Origin of the sequence: Yoonia sp. R2-816 (genome assembly GCF_046762905.1) — a bacterium.
Lineage (GTDB): Bacteria > Pseudomonadota > Alphaproteobacteria > Rhodobacterales > Rhodobacteraceae > Yoonia.
This window is the reverse complement of sequence record NZ_JBKQXN010000311.1, coordinates 356,835-378,218: the sequence shown is the minus strand read 5'-3', so window position 1 is coordinate 378,218 and position 21,384 is coordinate 356,835. Positions and strand designations below refer to the sequence as shown.

The window sequence follows — 21,384 nt, the reverse complement described above, 5'->3', positions numbered from 1 at the left end:
CCTGTATAGGAAAGTTTACATGACTTTCGTCTAGCCTTCGATTTGCGTCAGATCGGCGACGCTCAGGCAGATATTCCTGATCCGCGACAACAGGTTAAGCCTGTTGCGACGCAATATCTGGCTGTCGGCGTTGACTTGCACATCGGTGAAGAATTGGTCAATCGGCCCGCGAAGTGCCGCCATAGCAGTCATCGCTGTGCCGAAATCCTCAGCTTTCATAGCCGGTGCGATCTTTGCATCTGCAGCATCAAGAGCGGCAAACAGCGCCATTTCGGCGGGTTCTTCGGCGTATTTCACATCCGCCCCATAGGAATATTCAACGCCATCCTTTTCCTCGGCTTGGGTCAGGATGTTATTGGCACGTTTGAACCCTTGGATCAGGTTTTCACCGTCATCGGTGGCAAGAACTGCGGCCAAAGCCTCGGCCCGTTTGACGAGCAAGGTCAGATCATCACTTCCCGGCATGGCGATACACGCGTCAATGATATCGTGGCGTATTCCCTTTTCACGAAGGAAGACCTTTAAGCGATCATAGAAAAAATCCAGAAGATCAGCCCCGCTGGTCGCATCGCCGTAAGGATGCGCGTGCGGAAACACCTCGCTTAGAGGCATCCGTATGTCACGTTCAACCAGTATGCGGATTATTCCCAGCGCCGCCCTTCGCAGCGCAAACGGATCCTTGCTCCCGGTCGGTTTCTCGTCAATCGCCCAGAATCCGGTCAGCGTGTCGATCTTGTCCGCCAACGCAACGGCGATGGAAACAGGCGCTGTAGGCACCTCGTCTGAGGGGCCCAGCGGTTGCCAATGCTCTTCACAGGCCTCGGGCACACCTTCATCATGCCCGGCAGCTTCTGCGTAGTAGCGGCCCATAAGCCCCTGTAATTCAGGAAACTCATAGACCATTTCAGACGCCAGATCGGCCTTGCAGATACGCGCCGCCTCGGTCGCCAGATCAGGCATCGCGCCCACGCTTGGCGCAATCTCGCGCGCCAAGGCTTCGATCCGTTTGATCCGGTCGGCCTGCGATCCCAACTTGTTGTGGAACGTCACATCAGCCAACGGCGCCGCCATCCCCTCTAGGCCCTTGGTCTTGACCGTGCGCAGATCGTTTTCCCAGAAGAACTTCGCGTCGGCCAACCGGGCCGCCAACACCTTCTGATTGCCCGCCAGAATGGTCACGCCATTGTCGGCGGTTTCCATATTTGCCACTGTCACGAACCGTTCAATCCGCCCTGTCTTGGGGTTGCGGACGGAAAAGAATTTCTGATGTTCCTTCATCGACGTCTGCAGCACCTCTGGTGGCAGGCCCAGAAAATCATCGTCGATCCTGCCAAGCAGGACGACCGGCCATTCGACCAGCCCGGCCACCTCGGCCAGCAACCCGCGATCCTCGACCACCTCAAGACCCAGCGCAAAAGCCTGGTTTGTGGCCTCTGCCCAAATCGCCTCGGCCCGTTCATCGGCGCGCAGGACGACATTGGCGCGCTTCAGCTTTGCCTCGTAATCATCGAAAGACGTGACAGAAAAAGGATCGGGCGCCATGAAACGATGCCCGCGTGTGGTATTGCCCGATACGATGCCATCCACATCCAGCGGCACGACCTCGGCCCCGGCCTCATCCACCAGAATGCACAGGATCGCATGCAGCGGACGTACCCATTTCAGCGTGCCATCACCCCAGCGCATTGATTTGGGCCAAGGGAAGTGGCGGATCGTGGCCTCAAGCACTTCGGCGATGATATCCGCCGCCATCCGCCCTGGTTTTTCGATGACGGCAAAATAGACCTGCCCTTTCTTGTCATCGCGCACCTCAAGGTCTTCGCGGGCCACCCCCGCCCCGCGCAAAAACCCCTCGACAGCCTTGTCCGGCGCGCCAACCTTTGGCCCGCGCCGTTCCTCGCGCACCGGCTTGCTTTCGCCCGTCAGCCCATCAATCGACAAGCTCAGGCGGCGCGGTGTCGAGAAAGCAGCCGCCCCCGCATAGGTCAGTCCGGCCTCGACCAAGCCGTCTGTCACGAGTTTCTTCAGGTCCTCAGCCGCGCGGGTCTGCATGCGCGCAGGAATTTCCTCGGAAAAAAGTTCAATCAGAAGATCGGGCATCAATCGGTGCTTTCTGGTCTGGCCGGGCAGCCTTCGGGGACAGGATTGCCGTCAAAGACAACCTCGCCACATTCATTAATCTGGTGCCAGGCATAGGCCCGGCCATCGGGATAGACGGCCACGATACGGTCGATCCCGTAGTGGATATTTTCGACGGCAAGAAAGGCAATCGCCTCACCTTGTAGATCAGCGCCAATCTGCTCTGCATCGAAACAGTCGAACCAACCGGGGGCCGTGCGTGGTTCCGCATCGTCACGGATCACGAAGGTTTCGGTCAGCGTGGCCAGGCTCAACGGCGTAGTAAAGCAGGCGCGATAGCGGATAGGGCTGCTGTCAGCATCAATCGCCTGAAAGTTGTCAAACAGAATCGGCTCTGCCTCGCCAGTGACCAGATTGGTCAGGCGGACATCAGCATTTTCCGCCTGCACCAGGGTGTAGTAGGCATAGACCTGTTGGTAGTAAAGCAACGCACCTGCGATGACGGCCAGCATAAGAATTCCCACGATTGCGATACGTGCCATCAGGCCGCGACCCCAGCCGCTTCGGTCTGCACGAACGCATCCGCGCAGGCCTTGGCCAGTGCCCTGACCCGCCCGATATAGGCCTGCCGTTCGGTGACCGAGATCACGCCGCGCGCGTCCAGCAGGTTGAAAACATGGGACGCCTTTATGCATTGGTCATAGGCCGGGTGGGCCATGATGATCCGCAGGCTTGTCTTTGGATCCTCGGCGGGTTCATCCAGAATCCGCTGGCATTCTGCCTCCGCATCCTTGAAATGCTGGAGCAGCACATCGGTATCGGCCACGTCAAAGTTCCAGCGGGCGTATTCCTGTTCGGTCTGCTTGAAGATATCGCCATAGCTGAGCGCAATTGGCGTCTGGGGGTCGTTGAACGGCATATCCATGACGTGATCGACGCCCAGAACATACATCGCCAGACGTTCTAACCCATAGGTCAACTCGCCCGAGACCGGCTTGCAATCATGCCCGCCGACCTGCTGGAAATAGGTGAACTGGCTGACTTCCATGCCGTCGCACCAGACCTCCCACCCCAGGCCCCAGGCACCCAGCGTCGGGCTTTCCCAGTCATCCTCGACAAAGCGGATATCGTGCATCGTGGCATCAATCCCGATCGCCTCAAGCGAGCCGAGATAAAGTTCCTGCATCTCGGGTGGGGACGGTTTGATCAGGACCTGAAACTGATAATAATGCTGCAAACGGTTGGGGTTTTCGCCATAACGGCCATCTGTCGGACGGCGGGAGGGCTGCACATAGGCCACTGCCCAAGGCTTGCTGCCCAGCGCGCGCAGGGTCGTGGCGGGGTGAAAGGTGCCTGCCCCCACTTCCATATCGTAGGGCTGCAGGATCGCGCAGCCCTTGCTGGCCCAATAGGCCTGAAGCCGCAGGATGATTTCCTGAAAACTGCGTGGTTTTTCCGCCATCTTAACCCTCGTCTGCGATTAGGCGTTCAATAGGGCCCCGGGCGACAAGGGTCAATTGGGCAACGGGTTGCGACTTATTGGGCAGATTGCGTAGAATTTACCGCGCTTACTCTTGCGTCTTGGGCAAGACGGGGCCAGTCAGTTGACACCACTCAACACGATATTGGGACATCGATGGTCAGAGCACTTGCGATTATCATTTTTTCACTGGGTATGACAGTATCGGCAGCCGCGCAGGACAATTTCTGGGTCCAGATCGAAGCGCGGCAGACACTGACAGGCGCGCAGGATCGCGCGCGCGAATACGCACGTCGTCTGGATGACGTGGCAGGGTTTTATCTGGGCGATGGTTTCTACGGCATCTTCATCGGTCCGTTCAACGAACGCGGGGCCGAAACGGCACTGGCCAGCCTGCTGGCCCGGGGTGCTGTCCCAACCGACAGCTTTGTCAAGAATGGTCAATTCTTCAAGCAGCAGTTCTGGCCCATCGGGGGCAGTGCCGCGCGCACGACGGTCCAGCCACCAGCCGACCCTGTAATCGCACCCCCAACAACCACCGATACTGCGATCCCGACCGATCCGTTTGACGCACCAGATGAGACGCCGCAGGAGGCCCGCGCATCCGAGGCTGCCCTGACGCGCAAAGACCGCGAGGCATTGCAGAAAGCGCTGCAATGGGCGGGTTTCTATGACGCGGCGATTGATGGATCTTTCGGCCGGGGCACACGCGGGGCCATGCAGGCCTGGCAGACAGCCAATAACCAGGAACCTACCGGCGTTCTGACGACGCGCCAGCGGGCCTTATTGTTTGAACAATACAACAGCGTTCTGGAAGGGCTGAACATGCGTCTGGTGCGCGATGACGCATCCGGCATTCAGATGCGGATCCCCACAGATGTGGTGGCCTTTACCGAATACAAACCGCCCTTCGTGCGCTTTGACGCCAGCGGCGATATCCCTCAGGCACAGGTGCTTTTCATCAGTCAGGAAGGCGATGAGGGGAAAATGGTCGGCCTTTATGAGGTTTTCCAGATCCTCGACATAGTGCCGCCCGACGGGCCACGCAGCCGTGGCCGTGATGGCTTTGTCATTGAGGGGATCGGCCGGGGCATCCATTCCTATACAAGCGTGACCTTGCAGGACAATGCAATCAAAGGGTTCACTCTGGTCTGGCCGCTCGGCGACGACCAGCGCCGCCTGCGCGTGATCGAAGAAATGGAAGCAAGCTTTGAACGCCTGCCCGGTGTGCTTGACCCCAATATCGCGCCCCCAGGCGAGGATCAGGCGATTGACATGGTGGCGGGGCTGTCCGTGCGCCAACCGCGTCTGTCACGTTCTGGCTTTTTTGTCTCAGATGATGGGGTCGTTGTGACAACGCCAGAAGCCGTGCAAAGCTGCGAACGCATCACCTTTGACCGCGAAGACGATGCGGAGGTCGTGTTCACGGACGATGACCTTGGTATCGCCGTGTTGCGTCCACTGGGCGATCTTGCCCCGCTGAATGTGGCCCGTTTCCTGACAGCCGTACCGCGCCTGCAGGACCAGATCGCGGTGGGGGGTTATCCGTTCAACGGCGTGCTCAGCGCGCCGACTCTGACATTCGGTCAGGTCGTCGATATTCGCGGCCTAGACGGCGACAATCGGATCAAACGCCTGTCGATCCTGCCCCAGCAAGGGGATGCCGGCGGGCCGATCTTTGACGATGCGGGCCTTGTGATCGGCATGTTGAAACCCCGTGCAGACGGGGCAACCCAGGTCTTGCCACCCGAGGTGAATTTTTCGCTGGATGCTGAGCAGATCGTCGATGTGCTGACGGCGCAGGGCGTGAAACCGCAAGTGGCCGAAGCATCGAGCCCTATATCACCCGTGGCGCTGACGCGCCGGGCGGCGGATATCACTGTGCTGGTCAGCTGCTGGTAGGTCTGCAGTCACTTCAGCGCGATATCTGACTTTACATGAATGATCGTTGGCCCATCTGCGGCTAGCGCATCCTTGATTGCCTGCTGAAAAGCCGCCAAATCACGCGGCGCGGCTGATGCGGCACTATATGCCTCTGCCAATTTACAGAAATCCGGGTTGCGCTGCACAACAGCGTTTGGGGCAATCTGGGCACGGACCATGCTGTCCTCAATCTCGCCCAGCTTACCATTGTCCCAGATGATGATGGGCAGGGTCAGTTCCAGTTCCACTGCCACGGCAAGTTCCTGAACAGTGTACTGAAAACCATAATCGCCAAGAATCGCAATGACAGGCTGATCCCCCACCCCGATCTTACCACCAATGGCAGCAGGCAGCGCATAACCCAGTGTGCCAAAGCCATAAGGGTGGTGCCAATGAGCCGGGCGATCCATGGGGTAGACTTCTTTCGCGGCATAGGCGAATTGGGTCATGTCGGAATAGATCATGGTATAAGGGGAAAGCACCTCTTTCAGCGCATCAACTACAGGTAAAATACCGGGACGTTCGGCGTCGATCTCGGCGCGCATGCGGGACCGGAAATTGATAACTTCGTCAGTCGTCCAATCCGTCGCGGCGCTGTGCTCTTTCAAGTCATGGGACAATGACGAAAGAAACACCGTCGCATCAATCTGAAGTTGCGAATGCGCTTCTTGGCCATCGCCCAAGACTTCAACGTCTAGGTCGACCCGGATCAATTGTGCCGCACAACCTAAGTATTGGCGCCACAGGTCGACTTCCGCCAATTCGGTTCCGACCGCAATAACAACATCCGCCTGCGCAATCACATCTGCACTGGCGGGTCGCGCCAAAGTGGGTCCAAAATTAAGTGGATAATTATCAGCGATAACTCCTCTGCCAGCATATGTCATGAAGCAAGCGGCATCCGTTTTTTCTAAAACGTCACGTGCAAAATTATGCGCTTTGCGGGCTCCGCCGCCAAAAATGAATAGCGGGCGTTTTGCGTTTCTGACGGCAGGTTTGACATCAAGCACAAGATCCGCACCGAGATGGTATGTGCTTGGTGGTGGTCTCTTGGAAGGGAACGATTTCGCCTGGCCCTCCAACACATTGATCGGCACAACAAGCGATTTAGGCCGTTTCCGCCGAACCTTAAATTCCCCAAACGCCCGATCAATCAGCCCATACGCCGCCTCTGCCGTCCGCGCCGTCTCGGACCAGTCACAGACCGCCCTTGCCGCCCCTTCCTGATCCTTCATCTGGTGCAACTGCCCCCGCCTGGCCGCGGTTTCATCCAAACAGCTTGAGATCACCAGCATCGGCACGCTGTCGGAATAGGCCTGCCCCATCGGCGTCATGATGTTGCACAGCCCCGGCCCGGTGATCACGTAGGCCACCCCCGGCTTGCCTGTCGCCCGCGCATAGCCGTCAGCCATGAAACCTGCGCCTTGTTCGTGGCGGGCCAGAACGTGGGTGATCCCGGCCTCTTCGATACCGCGATACATTTCCTGATTATGCACGCCGGGAATGCCGAAAATCACGTCGACCCCGCGATCCTTCAGCATATGGGAAATCTGGGCGCCAAGGGGGCGTTCGGTCATCAGTTTCTCCAGAATTTGATGGATAGGATGGTCAGGACCACCATGATCTCCAACCGACCCACGAACATCGCGATCGCCAGAATCCATTTCGCGGTGTCGTTGATATTTGCGTAGTTGCCTGCCGGGCCAATCTCCAACCCCAGACCGGGGCCGATATTGGCGATGGCAGCGGCCGCACCGGACACCGATGTGATGAAATCAAGGCCGGTCATTCCCAGCAGCACCGACGTGATGCCGAGCGACAGGATGAACGCCACCAGGAACGCGATGACCGAGTTCATCACATCCTCGCTGATCGGGCGACCATCATAACGGGGCGTGAAAATGGCATGGGGGGAATGGATCTGGCGGATCTGGCTTTTGACGGCTGCAAACAGAAGCTGATAGCGAAAAACCTTGACGGAACAGGATGTTGAGCCCGCGCAACCGCCGATCAACCCGATGAAAAAGAACATCGCCACCGGAAAGGTGCCCCAGCCCATATAGTCGGCGCTGGCATAACCGGTGCCTGTCATGATTGAGGTGACGTTAAACAGCGCATCGCGAAATGTGACCTCGGTGACCGCCCCTCCCCGGCCCCAGAGCCAGGACGCCACCAGCAGAACGCTGAACGCCAGCGTCAGCATAAATCCCCTGATCTGCCTGTCCCGAAACAAGGGCTGCGCTGTGCCTGCCAGAAGCTGCACAAATCGCACAAAGGGGAGGGCCGCGAGGATCATGAAGACAATCGCAACGTAATGCACACCGGCCCCGAAGATACCGAAGGAGGCATCATAGTTGGCCATCCCGCCGGTGGACACGGTGGTCATGGAATGCACCATGGCGTCAAACGGTTCCATGCCCGTCGCTGAGTAGGCCAGCGCGCAGGCAATGGTCAGCCCCACATAGATCACCGAAATCCGGCTTGCTATCTCACCGGCGCGGGGCAGAATTTTACCTGACGTATCAAACCCTTCCGAGCGGAAGATCTGCATGCCTCCGACCCGCAATTCCGGCAGAAACACCATGGCGACCACGATGATACCCACCCCGCCCAGCCATTGCAGAATGCCGCGCCACAGTTGCAGCCCTTCCGGCAAGGATTCCAGCCCGCGCATGGCAGTCGCGCCTGTGGTGGTCAGCCCTGACATCGCCTCAAAAAACGCATCGGTAAATGACGCCTCCGTCGCGCCAAGAACAAAGGGGATCGCGCCAAAAACAGGCAGCGTCAGCCACACCAGCGAGGTCAGCAGAAAGGTCTGGCGCAAGGAAAGGCCCGCCGTCACCCCGTTGGCGCAAGCGATGGCCATCAGCCCGCCGGTCAGGACCGTGATGACCGCGCTTTCGAAGAAGACGAACCAGTGATCGTTGCCCGCCAGCAGGTCAGCCACCAGCGGGGCCAGCATGGTGAGCCCAAGCGACGCCACAAGCAGACCGATGACATATCCCACTGGGCGCAAATCAACCATGCCGCAGGGTTGGCCCGACCGATGGGCGGTGTCAAGAACTGGCGGGGTGCGCAACGTTCGGAGGGGGTGCCGGGGTCACGCAACACCGGCCATCAGGCGGAAGCTAGCGAATCATCGTTAACGCAAGGTTTTGCTGGCCCAATAGCCGGTCGGCATCGCGTCGGCAAAACGTCGGACTTGCGTCGGACCCCAAAGCGGCAATCCAGGCCAGTTAAGGCAGCGTGCGCTGCAAATGTGAACGCGGTGTTAAGATTTGTTTCGCGTTTGATCCTGAGGATACGAACGGCTGCAACGCGCCCAAAGACCCGCATGCTGCGGAGCGCACGAATGTCGGTTATCGACTTTATTACGCCTGCGCGCGCGCAATCTCGCGGATCAGATCATTTGTCTCCGGTCTGGTCGTTTGGTGCCGATAACGAAGAGCAAAAACAGTTCGTGATATTTCAAGGCCATCGATCGGTATCGACACGAGGCCCATGTCTGCGGGAATTGCCGTAGTCGGCAAGATCACCGCACCTGACCCTTGCCTCGCAAGTTCAACTAACCAATCCACGCGATTTGACCGATAGGCCGCGTAGAGTTCGTGACCATGATCCGCACATGTCTCATGCAAAGCATCCCGCATTTCGCAATTTGGTCGGTCAAGCATGTCAGTTTCAGCAAGAGTCGAAAGAGAAATGGCATCTAGTTCAGACAACGGGTGCGACTTTGACACCACTACCTTGTAGTCCTCTTCATAGAGCTGATCTATGCGATAGAGGTCTTCATTGACCTTCTCTGCCGTGACTACAACGTCAAATTCACCATCTCGCAATCCGGTAAGAAGCGCGGAAGATGATGCCACGATCAATTCAATTTCGGCTTGCGGCAATCGCGTACGAATACGCTCCATAGCTGCCGAAATTCTGTTGTGTCCAATCGTTTCGCCGACACCGACAGAGATTGGAACCCGCTCCAAACGCACATGACGGACCGCCTCTGCCTTGGCCTGCCGCGTCTCATCATGAACCTTCTGCAGCCTTGGTTGTATGAGTTTTCCGAGGGCCGTAAGCCTGCATCCCGCACGGTCCCTTACAAACAGGTCACCTCCAAGCTCGTGTTCAAGTTTTTTGATCGCAGTCGTCAAGGAAGGTTGGGAGACATTGGAGGCACTGGCTGCATGGGTAAAGTTTCGGTGCTCGCAGACAGCGAGAAAATACCTGATCTGGTTCATTTCCATCGCCGCGTTTCCCTTCACCTTTCAATTTAGTCCATCAAAACAACTTCGATAGTCCATGTCTATCAAAGAATAGAAGTTCGGAATTGGAGTCCGCGGCATCCGGGATGGGAAAAGAAAGCATCGAAACCAAACACGATGAACTTCAATTCAGGAGACGACCATGAAAACGCAAATCCTTCAGACACTCGCCGCAATGGCTTTGATCGCAACTTCTGCAACTGCACAGGACAACCCAATGGAAAATCACACTGCCAGCTACATCGCCATGCCCGCCGCTGAAGGCCAGACCGAAGCATTCGCCGAATTCCTGACCGGAGCGGCCCCGATTGTGAAAGAAACCGAGCCAGGCACTGTGCTTTGGTTTGCACTTCAAGCTGACGATACACTCGCTATCTTTGACATCTTCGCCGATGAGGAAGCACGCAATGCTCACTTTTCAGGAGCTGTTGCCGCGGCTTTGAACCAAAACGCTGACGCGCTGGTAGCCGGGGGATGGGACGACGGTGTTGTCGCGAATATCAACAACTCCGATGTCCTGTCTGTGAAAGAGCCGATTGATCTCATTACCGCAACAACCGCAACTTACATCAAGCTCGAAGCTGATCCTGGCAAAGGCCCCGAATTGGCAGCCTTGCTGACCGCAGCCAGCCCCATCGTCGCAGACACCGAACCCAAGACACTGTTCTGGGCGGCGCTGCAGATTGACGAGAACAACTTCGCCATCTTCGACATCTTTGCCGACAACTCAGGCCGCGAAGCGCACTTTGCCGGACAAGTCGCCGGACTACTGAATGAAAAGGCTTCAGAATTGGTCTTGGGCGGATGGGACGACGGTGTGGTGGCAAACGTCCACAATTTCGACATCCTCGCTATCAAGTAATCTTGAAGTGACTCGAGAAAGAAGTGCCCGGTGCAACGCATCGGGCACTTTGCTGTTTGAGTTTAGATTCACCCTAATGCGGCAGTTCGCGTAACCGGAGCGAATTGACGCTTTGCCCCACAGAGCAACAACCTCCAACCGGCGGATTACGGCTTTTGTCTTGGTGCCTTGGGCAGCCGTAACACTGACAGCACGCCGTCAGATCCAGTCGCATCTGTTCGTTTCGGGGAAAAAGCGCTTGAATGCGCCCATTGGCCCTGCCCTCTCTTTTCGAATTGAACTATTTTGGCTGAGACTGTGAGCGACGGATCAAGGCAGGCGCCGCCCGGAGTTCACCACGCCCCTAGTGCAGGTTCATGTCGATGTCACATCCTTACCGAACGCTCCCATCTCGCGCCTTCTGGCGCAGCGGCACGACGCCGGATGATGATGGTTTGATCCCTGATCTTTATATCCCGAAGTTCCCCATTGATGCCGCGACCCGCATCGCAACCGCAGGCAGTTGTTTCGCCCAGCATATCGGGCGTGCCTTGCGCGCCGCGGAGTGCGCGTTTCAGGATGTGGAGCCGCCGCTGCGCCGCATCCCCGCCGATATTGCCCATCGGTTTGGCTATGGCATCTATAGCGCCCGCTACGGCAATATCTACACAAGCCGACAATTCCGCGAGCTTTTGCAGGAGGTCGAAAGCGGCACCCCCGACGCCCGGCTAGTGTGGCAACGCGATGACCGCTTCTTTGATGCGCTGCGTCCCGGGGTGGAGCCGGAGGGGCTGGCATCAGCCAGCGATGTGATGGATCATCGCCGTTTCCACCTGAACCGTGTTGCGCAGCTTCTGGGGCAGACGGATGTGTTCATTTTCACGCTCGGGCTGACGGAGGCGTGGATTGATGGCCCGACGGGCCGCACCCTGCCTGTCTGCCCGGGTGTCATTGCAGGCCATTTCGATCCGGACCAGCACCGGCTTCACAGTTTTACATATGCCGAGATCATTGACGACCTGACCCAGATCAGCGCCATTCTGCGTCAATTCCAGCCTGACATGCGGATTATTCTGACAGTCTCGCCGGTGCCGTTGACCGCAACAGCGCAGGATTTGCACGTATTGACAGCCACGACCGGGGCCAAGGCCACTTTGCGCGCGGCAGCGGGCCAGTTTGTGCAGGGCGACCGGATGGCAGACTACTTTCCGGCTTATGAGATCGTGACCTCCGCCGTGGCGGGCGGGCCGTGGTTTGGGCCCGATCAGCGCAGTGTCTCACCCGCTGGCGTCGACCATGTGATGCGCAGCTTTCTTCGGGCGCATGGGCTGTCCACCGCACCGGTAAGGGGAGCCGATGATGAGGCCCCTGAAGCGGAAGACCATTGCGAAGACATCCTGCTGCAGGCCTTCGCCCCATGATGCGGCTTTGCCTGTTTGGCACATCCCACCTTGCGGCCTTGCGGATGGCCTATCGGGCAGAACCTGACCGGTGGCCGGAGTTTGAGATCACCTTTGTCGGGGCGACCGGGGCGAAGCTTCTGGATCATGTCATCAATGATGGCGTCATGACCCCCACCAGCCCCGATTTGCAGCGCAGTTTCCAGTTGATGGCTGGCGTGGAGGCCCTTGATCTACGCCAGTTTGATGCATTTGCCCTGTCAGGCTGCCAGATCGGCCCGCATATGATCGGGCATGTCTATGGTCAGGCGCGGTGGTTGGGCCTGCCTTCCCTGCAAAGGGCAGGCATTCCCCCCAATCCCCACTGGTCATTGATGTCGGAAACCGCCATTGACGCCGTTTTGCAGCATCGCATCATGCACAGTATCGCCGGGGTTCTGTCGCCGCAGCTTTCCGGGGCGTTGGAAAAACCGGTTTTGGTGGCCAGTTCGCCCCGTCCGGATGAAACGCTGATGACTTTGCAAAAGCACAAGCTGATCGCCCAGAAACGCGCCGTGCGGCAGGGGGATGCGGCGCATCTGTCAGACCGGTATGACGGGCTGGCGCGGGACTGTTTTGGCCGCACTGATGTCGGGTACCTGCCGCAGCCGCCGCACACGATCAAGGACCACATGCTGACGCGGTCAGTCTATATGGAGGGGGCTGTCAAACTGACCCCGCGCGGGGTCTTTGCCCAGCCTGACCATGACATCATGCATGGCAACGCCGCTTATGGCGCAGCCGTGCTTGATCAGATCACAGTGGCCCTATCCGACGTGGAAGAGTGACGCGAACAAACGCGGGTCCAGGCTTTCGGCAGCAAAGGTCTCGCCCTCTGTCAGGACTGACACGGCATCATGGCTGTGCAGGCTTTCCTGATGGCTGGCGATCACGCGGAAATCGGATACGCGTGGATCAAGCTGCAGTTGCTGGGTGAAAAGCCGTGCCGCGTCTTCGACAAAGATCAGGTTGGCGGCGTTGAGTTCGGCAAAGGCCTGTTCATCCTCGCGCTTGACCATCACTTGCGTTTCGGTCGGCACGGCGGTGCGTGCCCGGTCGATCAGGTCTTCGAACCACATCAACCCGCCACTGTCATCCAGCAGCACCGAAATACGCGCAACGGACCGCTGCGAATGCGGGGTGGCCAACTGGCCGCGGAATTGACGTGCATGTTCGCTGAGCTCCAGCGAGCATGGGCAGGTCGAGGAATAGACGTAGTCCAGATGGACGATTTTCTTACGCACGCCCGCACTTTCGACCAGTTCCAGCGCGATATCGTAATACTGATAGCCTGACAGGCCAGACCGCAGGCTATCGACCTTCATCGGGAAGCTGAACCGCATCTGGATGCGGGCATCAAAGCTATCCAGATCGGATTTGTAGGCATCCAGCGCCCGCTCGATCACTTCAAAGCTGAACGTTTCCTCGGCGTGTTTGTAGAATGTCCGCATGATGCGGGACATGTTGATGCCCTTTTTTTCCGCCTCCAGCGACACGGTGCCGGTGACGGATGTTTCCAGCGTTAGGTCGCCGTTGTCGCGGGTGTGAAAGCGGATCGGCAGGCGAAAATTGGAGATACCGACATGCTGGATCTGCTGCTTGGCCCCGCGGATCAGGCTGCTGGGTCCATTCTGCAGGTCGGGCATGGACGCTTTATAGGCATCATCCACTTCGAACGCGTCGGGATAGGCACGGGCCAGAGCCGGATAATTCGATACTTCCTGCCCCGGGATCAGGCGGGACACAAGTGGGTCAAGCGTGGCCACTTCCTCGGCAGTGACGTCACCGGCCCATTTGCGCAATAGGGCCAGGGCCGCTTCTGCTTCTTCCCGCGTCGGCTCGCGGTCCATATCGCGTGAATGGATGTTCATCGGAGGGCCCTCCTCTGCTACGTCAGGACCCAATAGATGGGCCTCATCGTCGGCTTTTCCAACGATATCTTCGTAGATACGCAAAAAAGATGGGCGCGGATCATTCATCGGATTGCTCCTGCTTGCATCGGATCCCTCGCTTTTCACAACAAAAACAGCACATTTGCGCGCTGCCCCGGTCCATTCTTGCACCAACCGGCCCGCAAAACAAATCCGGCAGATCTTAACCGATTTGGCCGATAGCTGCGCGCAAATCCGCCAGCAGGTCATCGGGGTCTTCCAATCCGACGCTCAGCCGGACCAGACCGGGGGTGATTCCAAGCATGGCCTTTGTGTCGTCCGGCAACCGTTGGTGGGTTGTCGTGGCCGGGTGGGTGGCGATGGATTTGGCATCACCGAGGTTGTTAGAGATCGTCACAATTTCCAACGCGTTCAACAGCTTGAAGGCCGCTTCTTGTGTGCCCGCATCGACAGACAGCACAGTCCCCCCGGCCCCCATCTGCGCTTGCGTCAGCGCGTTCTGTGGGTGGCTGGCAAGCCCCGGATAGATCACGTTGGTGAGCGTCCCGTCAGCCTCCAGCGCGCTGGCCAGCTTCTGTGCGGTGTCGGCCTGTGCCCGCACGCGCAGTTCGATGGTTTCCAGACCTTTGAGCATCATCCATGCCGTAAACGGCGACATCGAACCGCCCGTATGTTTCATGTAGGGTTCCACCGTGCCACGGATGAATTCGCGGGTTGCAAGGATCACACCGCCAAGGGCACGGCCCTGCCCGTCGATATGTTTGGTGGCCGAATAGACCACCACGTCAGCCCCTTGCGCGATGGCGTCGGAAAACACAGGCGTGGCAAAGACGTTATCGACGATGACCGTCGCCCCAACCGCATGGGCCAGTTTGGATACGGCAGTGATATCAATCACTTCCAGCGTGGGGTTGGATATGCTTTCAAAGAATACCGCCTTGGTATCAGGTCGGATCGCCTGTTCCCACGCGGCCAGATCGGTGCCGTCGACAAAGGTTACCTCGACCCCGTAGCGGGTCAGCACTTCCTCGAGGATGTAAAGACAGGACCCGAACAAGGCCCGGGCAGAGACAACATGATCACCCGCCCGCAGCATCGAGGTCAGCGCGCCGTTGACAGCGGCCATGCCAGAGGCGGTGGCAAACCCGGCTTCGGCCCCTTCAAGTGCTGCAATCCGGTCTTCGAACATGGCGATTGTGGGGTTGCCGTAGCGGGCATAGATAAACTCATCCTCGCCCGCTTGAATAAAGCGCGCCTCCGCATCCTCGGCGGTGTCATAGACGAAACCTTGCGTCAGATAGATCGCTTCGCTCACCTCGTTATACTGGCTGCGCCTGATCCCTGCATGGACCGCTCTGGTCCGTTTTTTCCACGTCTTCATGTCGTTCCCTCGCGCCTTGCGCGCATCAAAAAACCCCGACACCGGGAAAAGGTATCGGGGTTGAAAACCCGCAATCCTCTTTAGCAGCATGTTTAACGTGGCCCGCAATCCGGTAACAAATCGCCACGCCAGATGGCATACGCCCCGGTCGCGCTGGCGTCAATCCTCCAATGCGCCGATGGCCCCACGTGCCATCATGCGGGCGACGGACCCCCAACCGGCAAAATTCGCCGCCATGAAAACGGTGCGGTCTGTCCCCGGCACAAAGCCTGCGGTCGCGTACCACATCGTGTTGGACCCGTCATGGGCCAGCCACCCTTGCGGCGTTTCCATCCATCCCATGGCATAGCGGTCACCCACGGGCGTCTGCAGTCGCGCCCAGTTGTCGGCCGTCAGGAAATCCGGATCCCGCAACGCATGGGCCTGCAGATATGTCAGCATATCCGCGACATTGGCATGCACCGTCCCAGCCGGGCCCAGCGCCGGGATGTTATCCGCCGCAGGCCCCGGTGGCACCGCCCTGACGCGCAGCCCCCGATGCCCGCGCGGCTGATCCACCACATCGGGCGACCCCGGTGCACCGAACCCCGCCGAGGTCATGCCAAGCGGATCGAACACATGGGTCTTGATCAATGTTTCCCAGCTTTGTCCGGTTGATTGCTGCAACATGGCCCCAACCACGACATAGCCCGCGTTGGAATAGAGGAATGTGCCCTTATCGCCCTTGGGTGGTTCTGACATGACCGATGCGGCATAGCTCAGCCGGTCTGCCATCATGTCCCGCTCTGCCAGTGTTCCGGTCAGCCGCCGGGCCTCCGCCAGCCCGATATTCGCCCGCAAGCCGGAGCGATGGGTGAGCAGGTCAGCATATGTGACGTCGGCAAAGGCCGGATCGACCGTGATGTCACCGCCCAGGACCACGCCAACTGTATCGTCCCAGTTGATCAACCCGGCCTCGACCATTCGCGCAACCAGCGTGGCCGTCATCGATTTGGTGTTCGACCCGATATGCCACAGATCGGACGGGGTCACGGGCGCATCGTCGTCGCGTGCCCGCAGGCCCGCCGCGGCGATATCCATCTCTCCATTCTTGCTGACACCCATGGCGATACCGGGTGCGCGTGTCTTGTCCAGCGCCTGCTGCACCCACTCCGCCGGGGTGATGTCGGCAGGGGCGGCACCGGGCCAAAGCCCGGCGAAGACGGGCAAAAGAAGATGAAAAAACCTCATCGCTATCATCTATGTGCGCCGACCCGCCGCGCCAAGATGCACCGCATCATCTTGCGCTTTCGGCACCAATTGTCATGCTGGCCCAAATCAGCAGCGGAGCCCGCCATGACCCAGCCCATCGACCTGTATTTCTGGCCCACGCCGAATGGCTGGAAGATTTCGATCATGTTGGAGGAGCTGGACCTGCCCTATACCCTGCATCTGGTCAATATCGGCGCAGGGGATCAGTTCAAGCCGGAGTTTCTGGCCATTTCCCCCAATAACCGGATGCCCGCGATCATTGACCCGGACGGGCCGGATGGCGCCCCTATTTCGATTTTCGAATCCGGGGCCATCCTGCAATATCTGGCACGCAAGACAGGGCAGTTCTATGGCGCGACCGAACGGGACCGGATTGCCGTGGATCAGTGGCTGATGTGGCAAATGGGCGGCTTGGGGCCAATGGCCGGGCAAGCCCATCATTTTCTGAAATATGCCCCTGCAATGGATCCGCCCAATGACCTGCCCTACGCCAAGGACCGGTACCGGGGCGAAACCGCCCGGCTTTATGGTGTGCTGGACCGGCAGTTGGCGAAGCATGAATTTGTGGCGGGCGATTTCTATTCCATCGCCGATATTTCGATCTGGGGGTGGGCATCGCTGTGGGAAGGCCAGCAGCAGGTGCTGGAGGACAAACCGCATATGGCGCGCTGGCTGGACATGATGGGCGCACGGCCCGGCGTGCAGCGGGGCCGCGCGCTGGCGGCGGAAAAGCGTGGCGATTTCCGCAAGGACAAGGGCGCGCAACAGACTTTGTTCTCGAAACGTTCGTAACGAATTGTTAGCGCTGTGTGCGTAAGACTCACCTTGTTTGAAAGAGTGAGGGTCTTCACATGCAATACCGTCCACATCGCTATAATACGCAATATCCTGTGGATATACACACACCATCCGGCCCGCAGCAGGGCAATGTCATTGACGTGCATAATGCTGGCGCCCGGATTGAAGGGCTGCGGGGTGTCAAACGCGGCGACAAGGTGCAGATCACCATTCTCAGCCTCCGGGTTGAGGCGGTTGTGCAATGGGTGTCCGGCGGGCGCGCGGGTATTACATTCCGCCCGCAGATTACCGATGATCAGGTCGACACGCTGCGGTATCGCAAGGATGGCAGACGCGGGGCGCATCGCAGCACGGTCGGGTTTGGTTTTGCGGAAATGCGGTAGGCGGCGCCTAACCTGCGCTAGTCTTTCGAGGCCTCTGGATCCTCGATCAGATATTTTTGCAGGCCAACAATCTGAACCCACAGGAACACGAACAGGACAGCTGGAAACGCAAATGTTTCCAGCATGACCCACGTGTCGTTGCTTTGCGTGCGCCAGATGATCTCGTTTGCCACGGCGAGGGCGGCGAACATGAATGTCAGGCGGCGGGTGAAGATCATCCAGCCTTCGGGCTTCATCGGCAGGAATTCTTCCATGACATATTGCAGATAACTTTGCCCGCGCAGCAATCCGATCAGCAGGATGCCCGCCATGCAGCCATAGACGATGCTGGTCTTCATCTTGAAGAACCGTTCGTCGTTGAACCACGCGGTCAGCCCGCCAAAGAAGATGACCATGAACGCCGTAAACACCTGCATCCGGCTGAGTTTGCCGGTCATCATCCAAAGGATGCCCATTGCCACCAGCAGGATCGGGACAAAGATCAGGGCGGCGATGATGAACCCGGAATATTCAGTGTCGGCGATAGTGAACGTGTCATCCTTGATCCACAGATAGATCAGGAAAAACGCAAGCGTTGGCCCCAGTTCCAAAACCGGCTTTACCACCGGATTGATCGTCTTTTCAGCCATCAAAAACTCCTTCAGCCCCCCATTTCCACGATCACGGCACCCAGCGCAACCAGTGTCATCAGAAACAGGCGGCGCGGGCCGACCTTTTCGCCCAGAATGAACCAACCGATCAGGGCCGCGAACACGGTCGATGTCTCGCGCAGCACGGCAGCCTCACCCACTTTGTCCAGCCGTGTGGCCATCATGACCCCACCAAAACTGATCCACGCAATCAGCGCGCCCGCCAATCCACGCCACAGCAATGGTCCTAGCACCGGCGGTGCCGCCATGCGCCGATAGCGCCACGCGGCGAGGATCGGAAAATCAAAGGCGGTCACGAAAAAGAACCACGCCAAAAAGGTAAATGGGTCGGGTGACTGCCGAATGCCATAGGCATCATAGGTTGTATAAAGTGCCACCAGCATCCCGCCGACCACCGCCCAGATCAGCCCAAGCTTCAGCGCCGGCAGATCAATCACCTCTTCGGACAGGTTGCGCAGCGCCAGCAGCAGGATACCGCCAGACAGACACGCCACACCGACCCACTGGGTGCCAGTGAAGTGTTCACCGAAAATCACACTAGCCGCAATTACGGTGACAAGCGGTCCGGTGCCGCGAACAACCGGATAAACAACTGTATACGCGGCCTTTTCATAGGCCAGCGCCATCGTCACCTTATAGGCAAAATGGATCACAATCGCGCCCACAAGGATCAGGGCCGTTGTCATATCCGGCCATGGCACCACAAAAAGCGCGATCGGTGCCGACAAAATCAGCAGCCAGCCATCAATGGCCCCGCGCGTCATCCACGGGTCGTGTCGCCCCTTTTGCAAGGCCCCGAACACTGCATGGGCCAAGGCCGACATCAGCGCCAACATGGTGGCCAGCCGCGCGCCTTCCGGTGTGCCCGCGATGGACACGAGCCAATCGCTCACCTGGGCTGCCAGTCGACGGCAACAGTGGCACCCGACAGGGCAAAAGCCACAGCGTCTGCCCCTTCGCGGCTTTGCGCCATTCCGAACTGCATCATCCCAAGCCCGCGTTCGGACCGGAAATCGAACCTTAGGGTACCGCGTAGCTCGGGCAGATCATCGGCAAAGTGGATCACCTCGCGCTGGCTGGCCTGATCCATCTGGATGAAGCTAAGCTGTGAAATGGCCTTTTTCAGCATGGGTCCTGTCAGATCAGGAGCCAGGTCAGCAACTAGGTCTGGTGTGACATCAGCCACAACCGAAAGACGGTCCAGATGCAGGCCGCCAAGGCTCATCCCCGCCATGCCGATATCTCGAAAGAACGCGCCACCAATCACACCAGAAGCCGTGATATTCGCATCGTCGGTTGACGTGATCATCAAATTATCGATCACCAATTGCCCCTCGTCCGGCACATGCTGCACGGCTACAAAGATTTCGTAGTCGACCGCCTGCTCAAGCCTCACTCCCCAGAACTGCACCTCGACCCGGCTGGGCACCCCGTTGCTGTCAATGAACCCGTCGATATCTTTGGCCCGCCACGCCAAGCGGGCGAAATTTGCATCTTCAAGTCCCTTCCCCTGCGCAACAATGGCACACCACCCGTCCGCGGTCAGTTCGGAAGTCACCCCCTCTGCGGCCTCGCGTTCTGCTTTCAAAGCGTCAGAGGTCCAACGGCTAGGGATCGCACCAAAGGTCAGTGCGACACTGCGCTGCCAAGCACCGTCGCATTGATCCTGCGTCATGAACGGATCTGCGGACAGGGGGGCGGCGATAAGGCTCAGAAAAGCGGCAAGTCGGATCATTCCAGCCCCACCAAGGCGGCCGCGAATTCCTCAGGGTCGAAGGGGGCCAGGTCGTCGATCTGTTCGCCGACCCCGATAGCATGGATCGGCAGGCCGAATTTATCGGCGAGCGCCACCAGCACGCCGCCCTTGGCGGTGCCGTCGAGCTTGGTCATCACCAGGCCCGAGACATCGGCCAGTTCCTGAAACACCTTGACCTGCTGGATCGCGTTCTGGCCGGTTGTCGCGTCCAGCACCAGCAGGGTGTTGTGGGGCGCGTCGGGGTCTTTCTTGCGGATGACCCGCACGATCTTGGCCAGTTCCTCCATCAGGTCGGCCCGGTTCTGCAGCCGTCCGGCGGTGTCGATCATCAAGAGGTCCGCGCCATCGGCCTGCGCCTGCGTCATCGCATCAAAAGCGAGGCTGGCCGGGTCGGACCCTTCCGGTGCGGTCAGCACCGGCACCCCGGCCCGGTCGCCCCAGACCTGCAATTGTTCCACCGCTGCGGCGCGGAAGGTATCGCCAGCGGCGATCACGACCTTTTTGCCGGCCGCCCGGAACTGGCTGGCCAGCTTGCCGATTGTCGTCGTCTTGCCGGACCCGTTGACGCCGACCACGAGCACCACTTGAGGTTTCTTGGCGTAGAGCGGCATGGGCCGCGCGACCGGGTCCATGATGCGGGCGACCTCGTTGGCCATCAGCTGTTTGATTTCCGGCACGGAGAGTTTCTTGCCCAAGCGCCCCTCGGCCATATTGGCGGTGACACGCAAGGCGGTGTCGAAGCCCATGTCGGCGGTGATCAGCAGTTCTTCGAGCTGTTCGAGCATGTCGTCATCCAGCGTGCGGCGCACGACTGTCTTTGCCTCGCCCCGACCGAACATCCGGCCAAGGATGCCGGTTTTCTGCGGCTCTGGCGCGGTCTCTTCGGACAAGGGGGCCGTGATGTCGACATTCAGTTTGACCGGTTCTGGTGCAGCATCGTCCCGGACCTGATCCGGGACCTCAACCTCGGTCCCGGGTTCAGGTCCCGGCGCGGGGGCCGGGACGGGCTGCGTCCGGATTTCCGGCTCTGGCTCTGGCTCTGGCTCTGGCTCTGGCTTTGGCTTTGGCTCTGGAAAGGTCTCGACAACCGGCGGCGGCGCAAGCTCTTCTTCGGTGACAACCTCTTCCTCGCCACCTTCGCTGACAATCGCATCCAGCCCCTCGTCAATCTTGGACGAGGATTTGAACATCCGATCCTTGAGCTTTTTGAAAAACGACATGCGCCTGCGCCTTTAAATCATTGCTTCCA

General features: G+C 58.9%; 19 protein-coding genes and 1 riboswitch. Of the genes, 6 read left to right on the top strand and 13 right to left on the bottom strand.

All coding sequences use genetic code 11. The annotated features are described in order from the left end of the window. Nucleotides 1-30: 30 nt before the first annotated feature. The 3 genes from glyS to ACFWW2_RS19680 are packed head-to-tail and all read right to left on the bottom strand — an operon-like array spanning nt 31 to nt 3,541. Entirely contained in the window at nt 31-2,100 is a 2,070-nt protein-coding gene (gene glyS, locus ACFWW2_RS19690) for a glycine--tRNA ligase subunit beta (protein ID WP_393930939.1), read from the bottom strand. Beyond that, nucleotides 2,100-2,621: a DUF6446 family protein gene (locus tag ACFWW2_RS19685; RefSeq protein WP_393930937.1), complete on the bottom strand. Its 522-nt coding sequence runs from the start codon at nt 2,619-2,621 to the stop codon at nt 2,100-2,102. The genes glyS and ACFWW2_RS19685 overlap by 1 nt, the downstream gene beginning before the upstream one ends. After that, a complete protein-coding gene (locus ACFWW2_RS19680; RefSeq protein WP_393930935.1) occupies nt 2,621-3,541 on the bottom strand; it encodes a glycine--tRNA ligase subunit alpha in 921 nt (306 codons plus the stop codon). The genes ACFWW2_RS19685 and ACFWW2_RS19680 overlap by 1 nt, the downstream gene beginning before the upstream one ends. Nucleotides 3,542-3,754: 213 nt before the next feature. On the opposite strand from ACFWW2_RS19680, the gene ACFWW2_RS19675 reads away from it, so the two are divergent. After that, a complete protein-coding gene (locus ACFWW2_RS19675) occupies nt 3,755-5,461 on the top strand; it encodes a trypsin-like peptidase domain-containing protein (RefSeq protein WP_393930933.1) in 1,707 nt (568 codons plus the stop codon). An 8-nt stretch (nt 5,462-5,469) separates the two neighbouring features. Here the strand turns inward: ACFWW2_RS19675 and ACFWW2_RS19670 are convergent, their stop codons facing one another. The 3 genes from ACFWW2_RS19670 to ACFWW2_RS19660 form a co-directional block, all read right to left on the bottom strand. Beyond that, the gene (locus ACFWW2_RS19670) at nt 5,470-7,059 is read right to left on the bottom strand and encodes a 5-guanidino-2-oxopentanoate decarboxylase (RefSeq protein ID WP_393930931.1); all 1,590 of its coding nucleotides are present in this window, start codon (nt 7,057-7,059) and stop codon (nt 5,470-5,472) included. Further along, a complete protein-coding gene (locus ACFWW2_RS19665) occupies nt 7,059-8,507 on the bottom strand; it encodes a TrkH family potassium uptake protein (protein ID WP_393930929.1) in 1,449 nt (482 codons plus the stop codon). Before ACFWW2_RS19665 ends, ACFWW2_RS19670 begins: the two co-directional genes overlap by 1 nt. Before the next feature lie 346 nt (nt 8,508-8,853). Continuing rightward, on the bottom strand, nt 8,854-9,726 hold the full coding sequence (locus ACFWW2_RS19660) for a LysR family transcriptional regulator (protein ID WP_393930927.1): 873 nt from the start codon (nt 9,724-9,726) through the stop codon (nt 8,854-8,856). Between the two features lie 160 nt (nt 9,727-9,886). On the opposite strand from ACFWW2_RS19660, the gene ACFWW2_RS19655 reads away from it, so the two are divergent. The 3 genes from ACFWW2_RS19655 to ACFWW2_RS19645 all read left to right on the top strand — a co-directional run bounded on the left by ACFWW2_RS19655 (nt 9,887) and on the right by ACFWW2_RS19645 (nt 12,812). Then, a complete protein-coding gene (locus ACFWW2_RS19655; protein ID WP_393930925.1) occupies nt 9,887-10,606 on the top strand; it encodes a putative quinol monooxygenase in 720 nt (239 codons plus the stop codon). A 362-nt stretch (nt 10,607-10,968) separates the two neighbouring features. Further along, on the top strand, nt 10,969-12,006 hold the full coding sequence (locus ACFWW2_RS19650; protein WP_393930923.1) for a GSCFA domain-containing protein: 1,038 nt from the start codon (nt 10,969-10,971) through the stop codon (nt 12,004-12,006). Further along, the gene (locus ACFWW2_RS19645) at nt 12,003-12,812 is read left to right on the top strand and encodes a hypothetical protein (protein ID WP_393930921.1); all 810 of its coding nucleotides are present in this window, start codon (nt 12,003-12,005) and stop codon (nt 12,810-12,812) included. Before ACFWW2_RS19650 ends, ACFWW2_RS19645 begins: the two co-directional genes overlap by 4 nt. Here ACFWW2_RS19645 and folE2 read toward each other — a convergent pair. The 3 genes from folE2 to ACFWW2_RS19630 all read right to left on the bottom strand — a co-directional run bounded on the left by folE2 (nt 12,792) and on the right by ACFWW2_RS19630 (nt 16,527). After that, nucleotides 12,792-13,895 (bottom strand): GTP cyclohydrolase FolE2, encoded by a 1,104-nt coding sequence (gene folE2, locus ACFWW2_RS19640; protein ID WP_393931467.1) that lies wholly within the window; start codon nt 13,893-13,895, stop codon nt 12,792-12,794. The two genes, ACFWW2_RS19645 and folE2, sit on opposite strands and share 21 nt — an antisense overlap. Before the next feature lie 223 nt (nt 13,896-14,118). Beyond that, nucleotides 14,119-15,297 carry an O-succinylhomoserine sulfhydrylase gene (gene metZ / locus ACFWW2_RS19635; protein ID WP_393930919.1) on the bottom strand — a complete coding sequence of 393 codons (1,179 nt, stop codon included), beginning with the start codon at nt 15,295-15,297 and terminating at the stop codon, nt 14,119-14,121. A gap of 59 nt (nt 15,298-15,356) precedes the next feature. Then, nucleotides 15,357-15,434, bottom strand: a riboswitch (SAM riboswitch). A 22-nt stretch (nt 15,435-15,456) separates the two neighbouring features. Next, nucleotides 15,457-16,527 (bottom strand): serine hydrolase domain-containing protein, encoded by a 1,071-nt coding sequence (locus tag ACFWW2_RS19630; RefSeq protein WP_393930917.1) that lies wholly within the window; start codon nt 16,525-16,527, stop codon nt 15,457-15,459. A gap of 105 nt (nt 16,528-16,632) precedes the next feature. Between ACFWW2_RS19630 and ACFWW2_RS19625 the strand changes: the two genes are divergently transcribed. Together ACFWW2_RS19625 and ACFWW2_RS19620 are read left to right on the top strand one after the other, a co-directional pair. Then, nucleotides 16,633-17,340 carry a glutathione S-transferase N-terminal domain-containing protein gene (locus ACFWW2_RS19625; RefSeq protein ID WP_393930915.1) on the top strand — a complete coding sequence of 236 codons (708 nt, stop codon included), beginning with the start codon at nt 16,633-16,635 and terminating at the stop codon, nt 17,338-17,340. Between the two features lie 59 nt (nt 17,341-17,399). Then, a complete protein-coding gene (locus ACFWW2_RS19620; protein WP_393930913.1) occupies nt 17,400-17,729 on the top strand; it encodes a PilZ domain-containing protein in 330 nt (109 codons plus the stop codon). Nucleotides 17,730-17,746: 17 nt separating this feature from the next. Here the strand turns inward: ACFWW2_RS19620 and ACFWW2_RS19615 are convergent, their stop codons facing one another. Genes ACFWW2_RS19615 through ftsY form a run of 4 tightly spaced genes read right to left on the bottom strand, consistent with a single transcriptional unit; the run spans nt 17,747 to nt 21,355 of the window. Then, nucleotides 17,747-18,358, bottom strand: a complete 612-nt coding sequence (locus tag ACFWW2_RS19615; protein ID WP_393930911.1) for an inner membrane-spanning protein YciB — start codon at nt 18,356-18,358, stop codon at nt 17,747-17,749. Nucleotides 18,359-18,369: 11 nt separating this feature from the next. Next, on the bottom strand, nt 18,370-19,272 hold the full coding sequence (locus tag ACFWW2_RS19610; protein ID WP_393930909.1) for an EamA family transporter: 903 nt from the start codon (nt 19,270-19,272) through the stop codon (nt 18,370-18,372). Further along, nucleotides 19,269-20,114, bottom strand: a complete 846-nt coding sequence (locus ACFWW2_RS19605; RefSeq protein WP_393930907.1) for a hypothetical protein — start codon at nt 20,112-20,114, stop codon at nt 19,269-19,271. The genes ACFWW2_RS19610 and ACFWW2_RS19605 overlap by 4 nt, the downstream gene beginning before the upstream one ends. Next, nucleotides 20,111-21,355: a signal recognition particle-docking protein FtsY gene (gene ftsY, locus ACFWW2_RS19600; protein ID WP_393930905.1), complete on the bottom strand. Its 1,245-nt coding sequence runs from the start codon at nt 21,353-21,355 to the stop codon at nt 20,111-20,113. The genes ACFWW2_RS19605 and ftsY overlap by 4 nt, the downstream gene beginning before the upstream one ends. Nucleotides 21,356-21,384: the final 29 nt, after the last annotated feature.

Excerpts from the sequence above, each read along its gene's own strand:
- glyS (WP_393930939.1), bottom strand. The coding sequence starts at position 2,100 with ATGCCCGATCTTCTGATTGAACTTTTTTCCGAGGAAATTCCTGCGCGC.
- ACFWW2_RS19685 (WP_393930937.1), bottom strand. The coding sequence starts at position 2,621 with ATGGCACGTATCGCAATCGTGGGAATTCTTATGCTGGCCGTCATCGCA.
- ACFWW2_RS19680 (WP_393930935.1), bottom strand. The coding sequence starts at position 3,541 with ATGGCGGAAAAACCACGCAGTTTTCAGGAAATCATCCTGCGGCTTCAG.
- ACFWW2_RS19675 (WP_393930933.1), top strand. The coding sequence starts at position 3,755 with ATGACAGTATCGGCAGCCGCGCAGGACAATTTCTGGGTCCAGATCGAA.
- ACFWW2_RS19670 (WP_393930931.1), bottom strand. The coding sequence starts at position 7,059 with ATGACCGAACGCCCCCTTGGCGCCCAGATTTCCCATATGCTGAAGGAT.
- ACFWW2_RS19665 (WP_393930929.1), bottom strand. The coding sequence starts at position 8,507 with ATGGTTGATTTGCGCCCAGTGGGATATGTCATCGGTCTGCTTGTGGCG.
- ACFWW2_RS19660 (WP_393930927.1), bottom strand. The coding sequence starts at position 9,726 with ATGGAAATGAACCAGATCAGGTATTTTCTCGCTGTCTGCGAGCACCGA.
- ACFWW2_RS19655 (WP_393930925.1), top strand. The coding sequence starts at position 9,887 with ATGAAAACGCAAATCCTTCAGACACTCGCCGCAATGGCTTTGATCGCA.
- ACFWW2_RS19650 (WP_393930923.1), top strand. The coding sequence starts at position 10,969 with ATGTCACATCCTTACCGAACGCTCCCATCTCGCGCCTTCTGGCGCAGC.
- ACFWW2_RS19645 (WP_393930921.1), top strand. The coding sequence starts at position 12,003 with ATGATGCGGCTTTGCCTGTTTGGCACATCCCACCTTGCGGCCTTGCGG.
- folE2 (WP_393931467.1), bottom strand. The coding sequence starts at position 13,895 with ATGAACATCCATTCACGCGATATGGACCGCGAGCCGACGCGGGAAGAA.
- metZ (WP_393930919.1), bottom strand. The coding sequence starts at position 15,297 with ATGAAGACGTGGAAAAAACGGACCAGAGCGGTCCATGCAGGGATCAGG.
- ACFWW2_RS19630 (WP_393930917.1), bottom strand. The coding sequence starts at position 16,527 with ATGAGGTTTTTTCATCTTCTTTTGCCCGTCTTCGCCGGGCTTTGGCCC.
- ACFWW2_RS19625 (WP_393930915.1), top strand. The coding sequence starts at position 16,633 with ATGACCCAGCCCATCGACCTGTATTTCTGGCCCACGCCGAATGGCTGG.
- ACFWW2_RS19620 (WP_393930913.1), top strand. The coding sequence starts at position 17,400 with ATGCAATACCGTCCACATCGCTATAATACGCAATATCCTGTGGATATA.
- ACFWW2_RS19615 (WP_393930911.1), bottom strand. The coding sequence starts at position 18,358 with ATGGCTGAAAAGACGATCAATCCGGTGGTAAAGCCGGTTTTGGAACTG.
- ACFWW2_RS19605 (WP_393930907.1), bottom strand. The coding sequence starts at position 20,114 with ATGATCCGACTTGCCGCTTTTCTGAGCCTTATCGCCGCCCCCCTGTCC.
- ftsY (WP_393930905.1), bottom strand. The coding sequence starts at position 21,355 with ATGTCGTTTTTCAAAAAGCTCAAGGATCGGATGTTCAAATCCTCGTCC.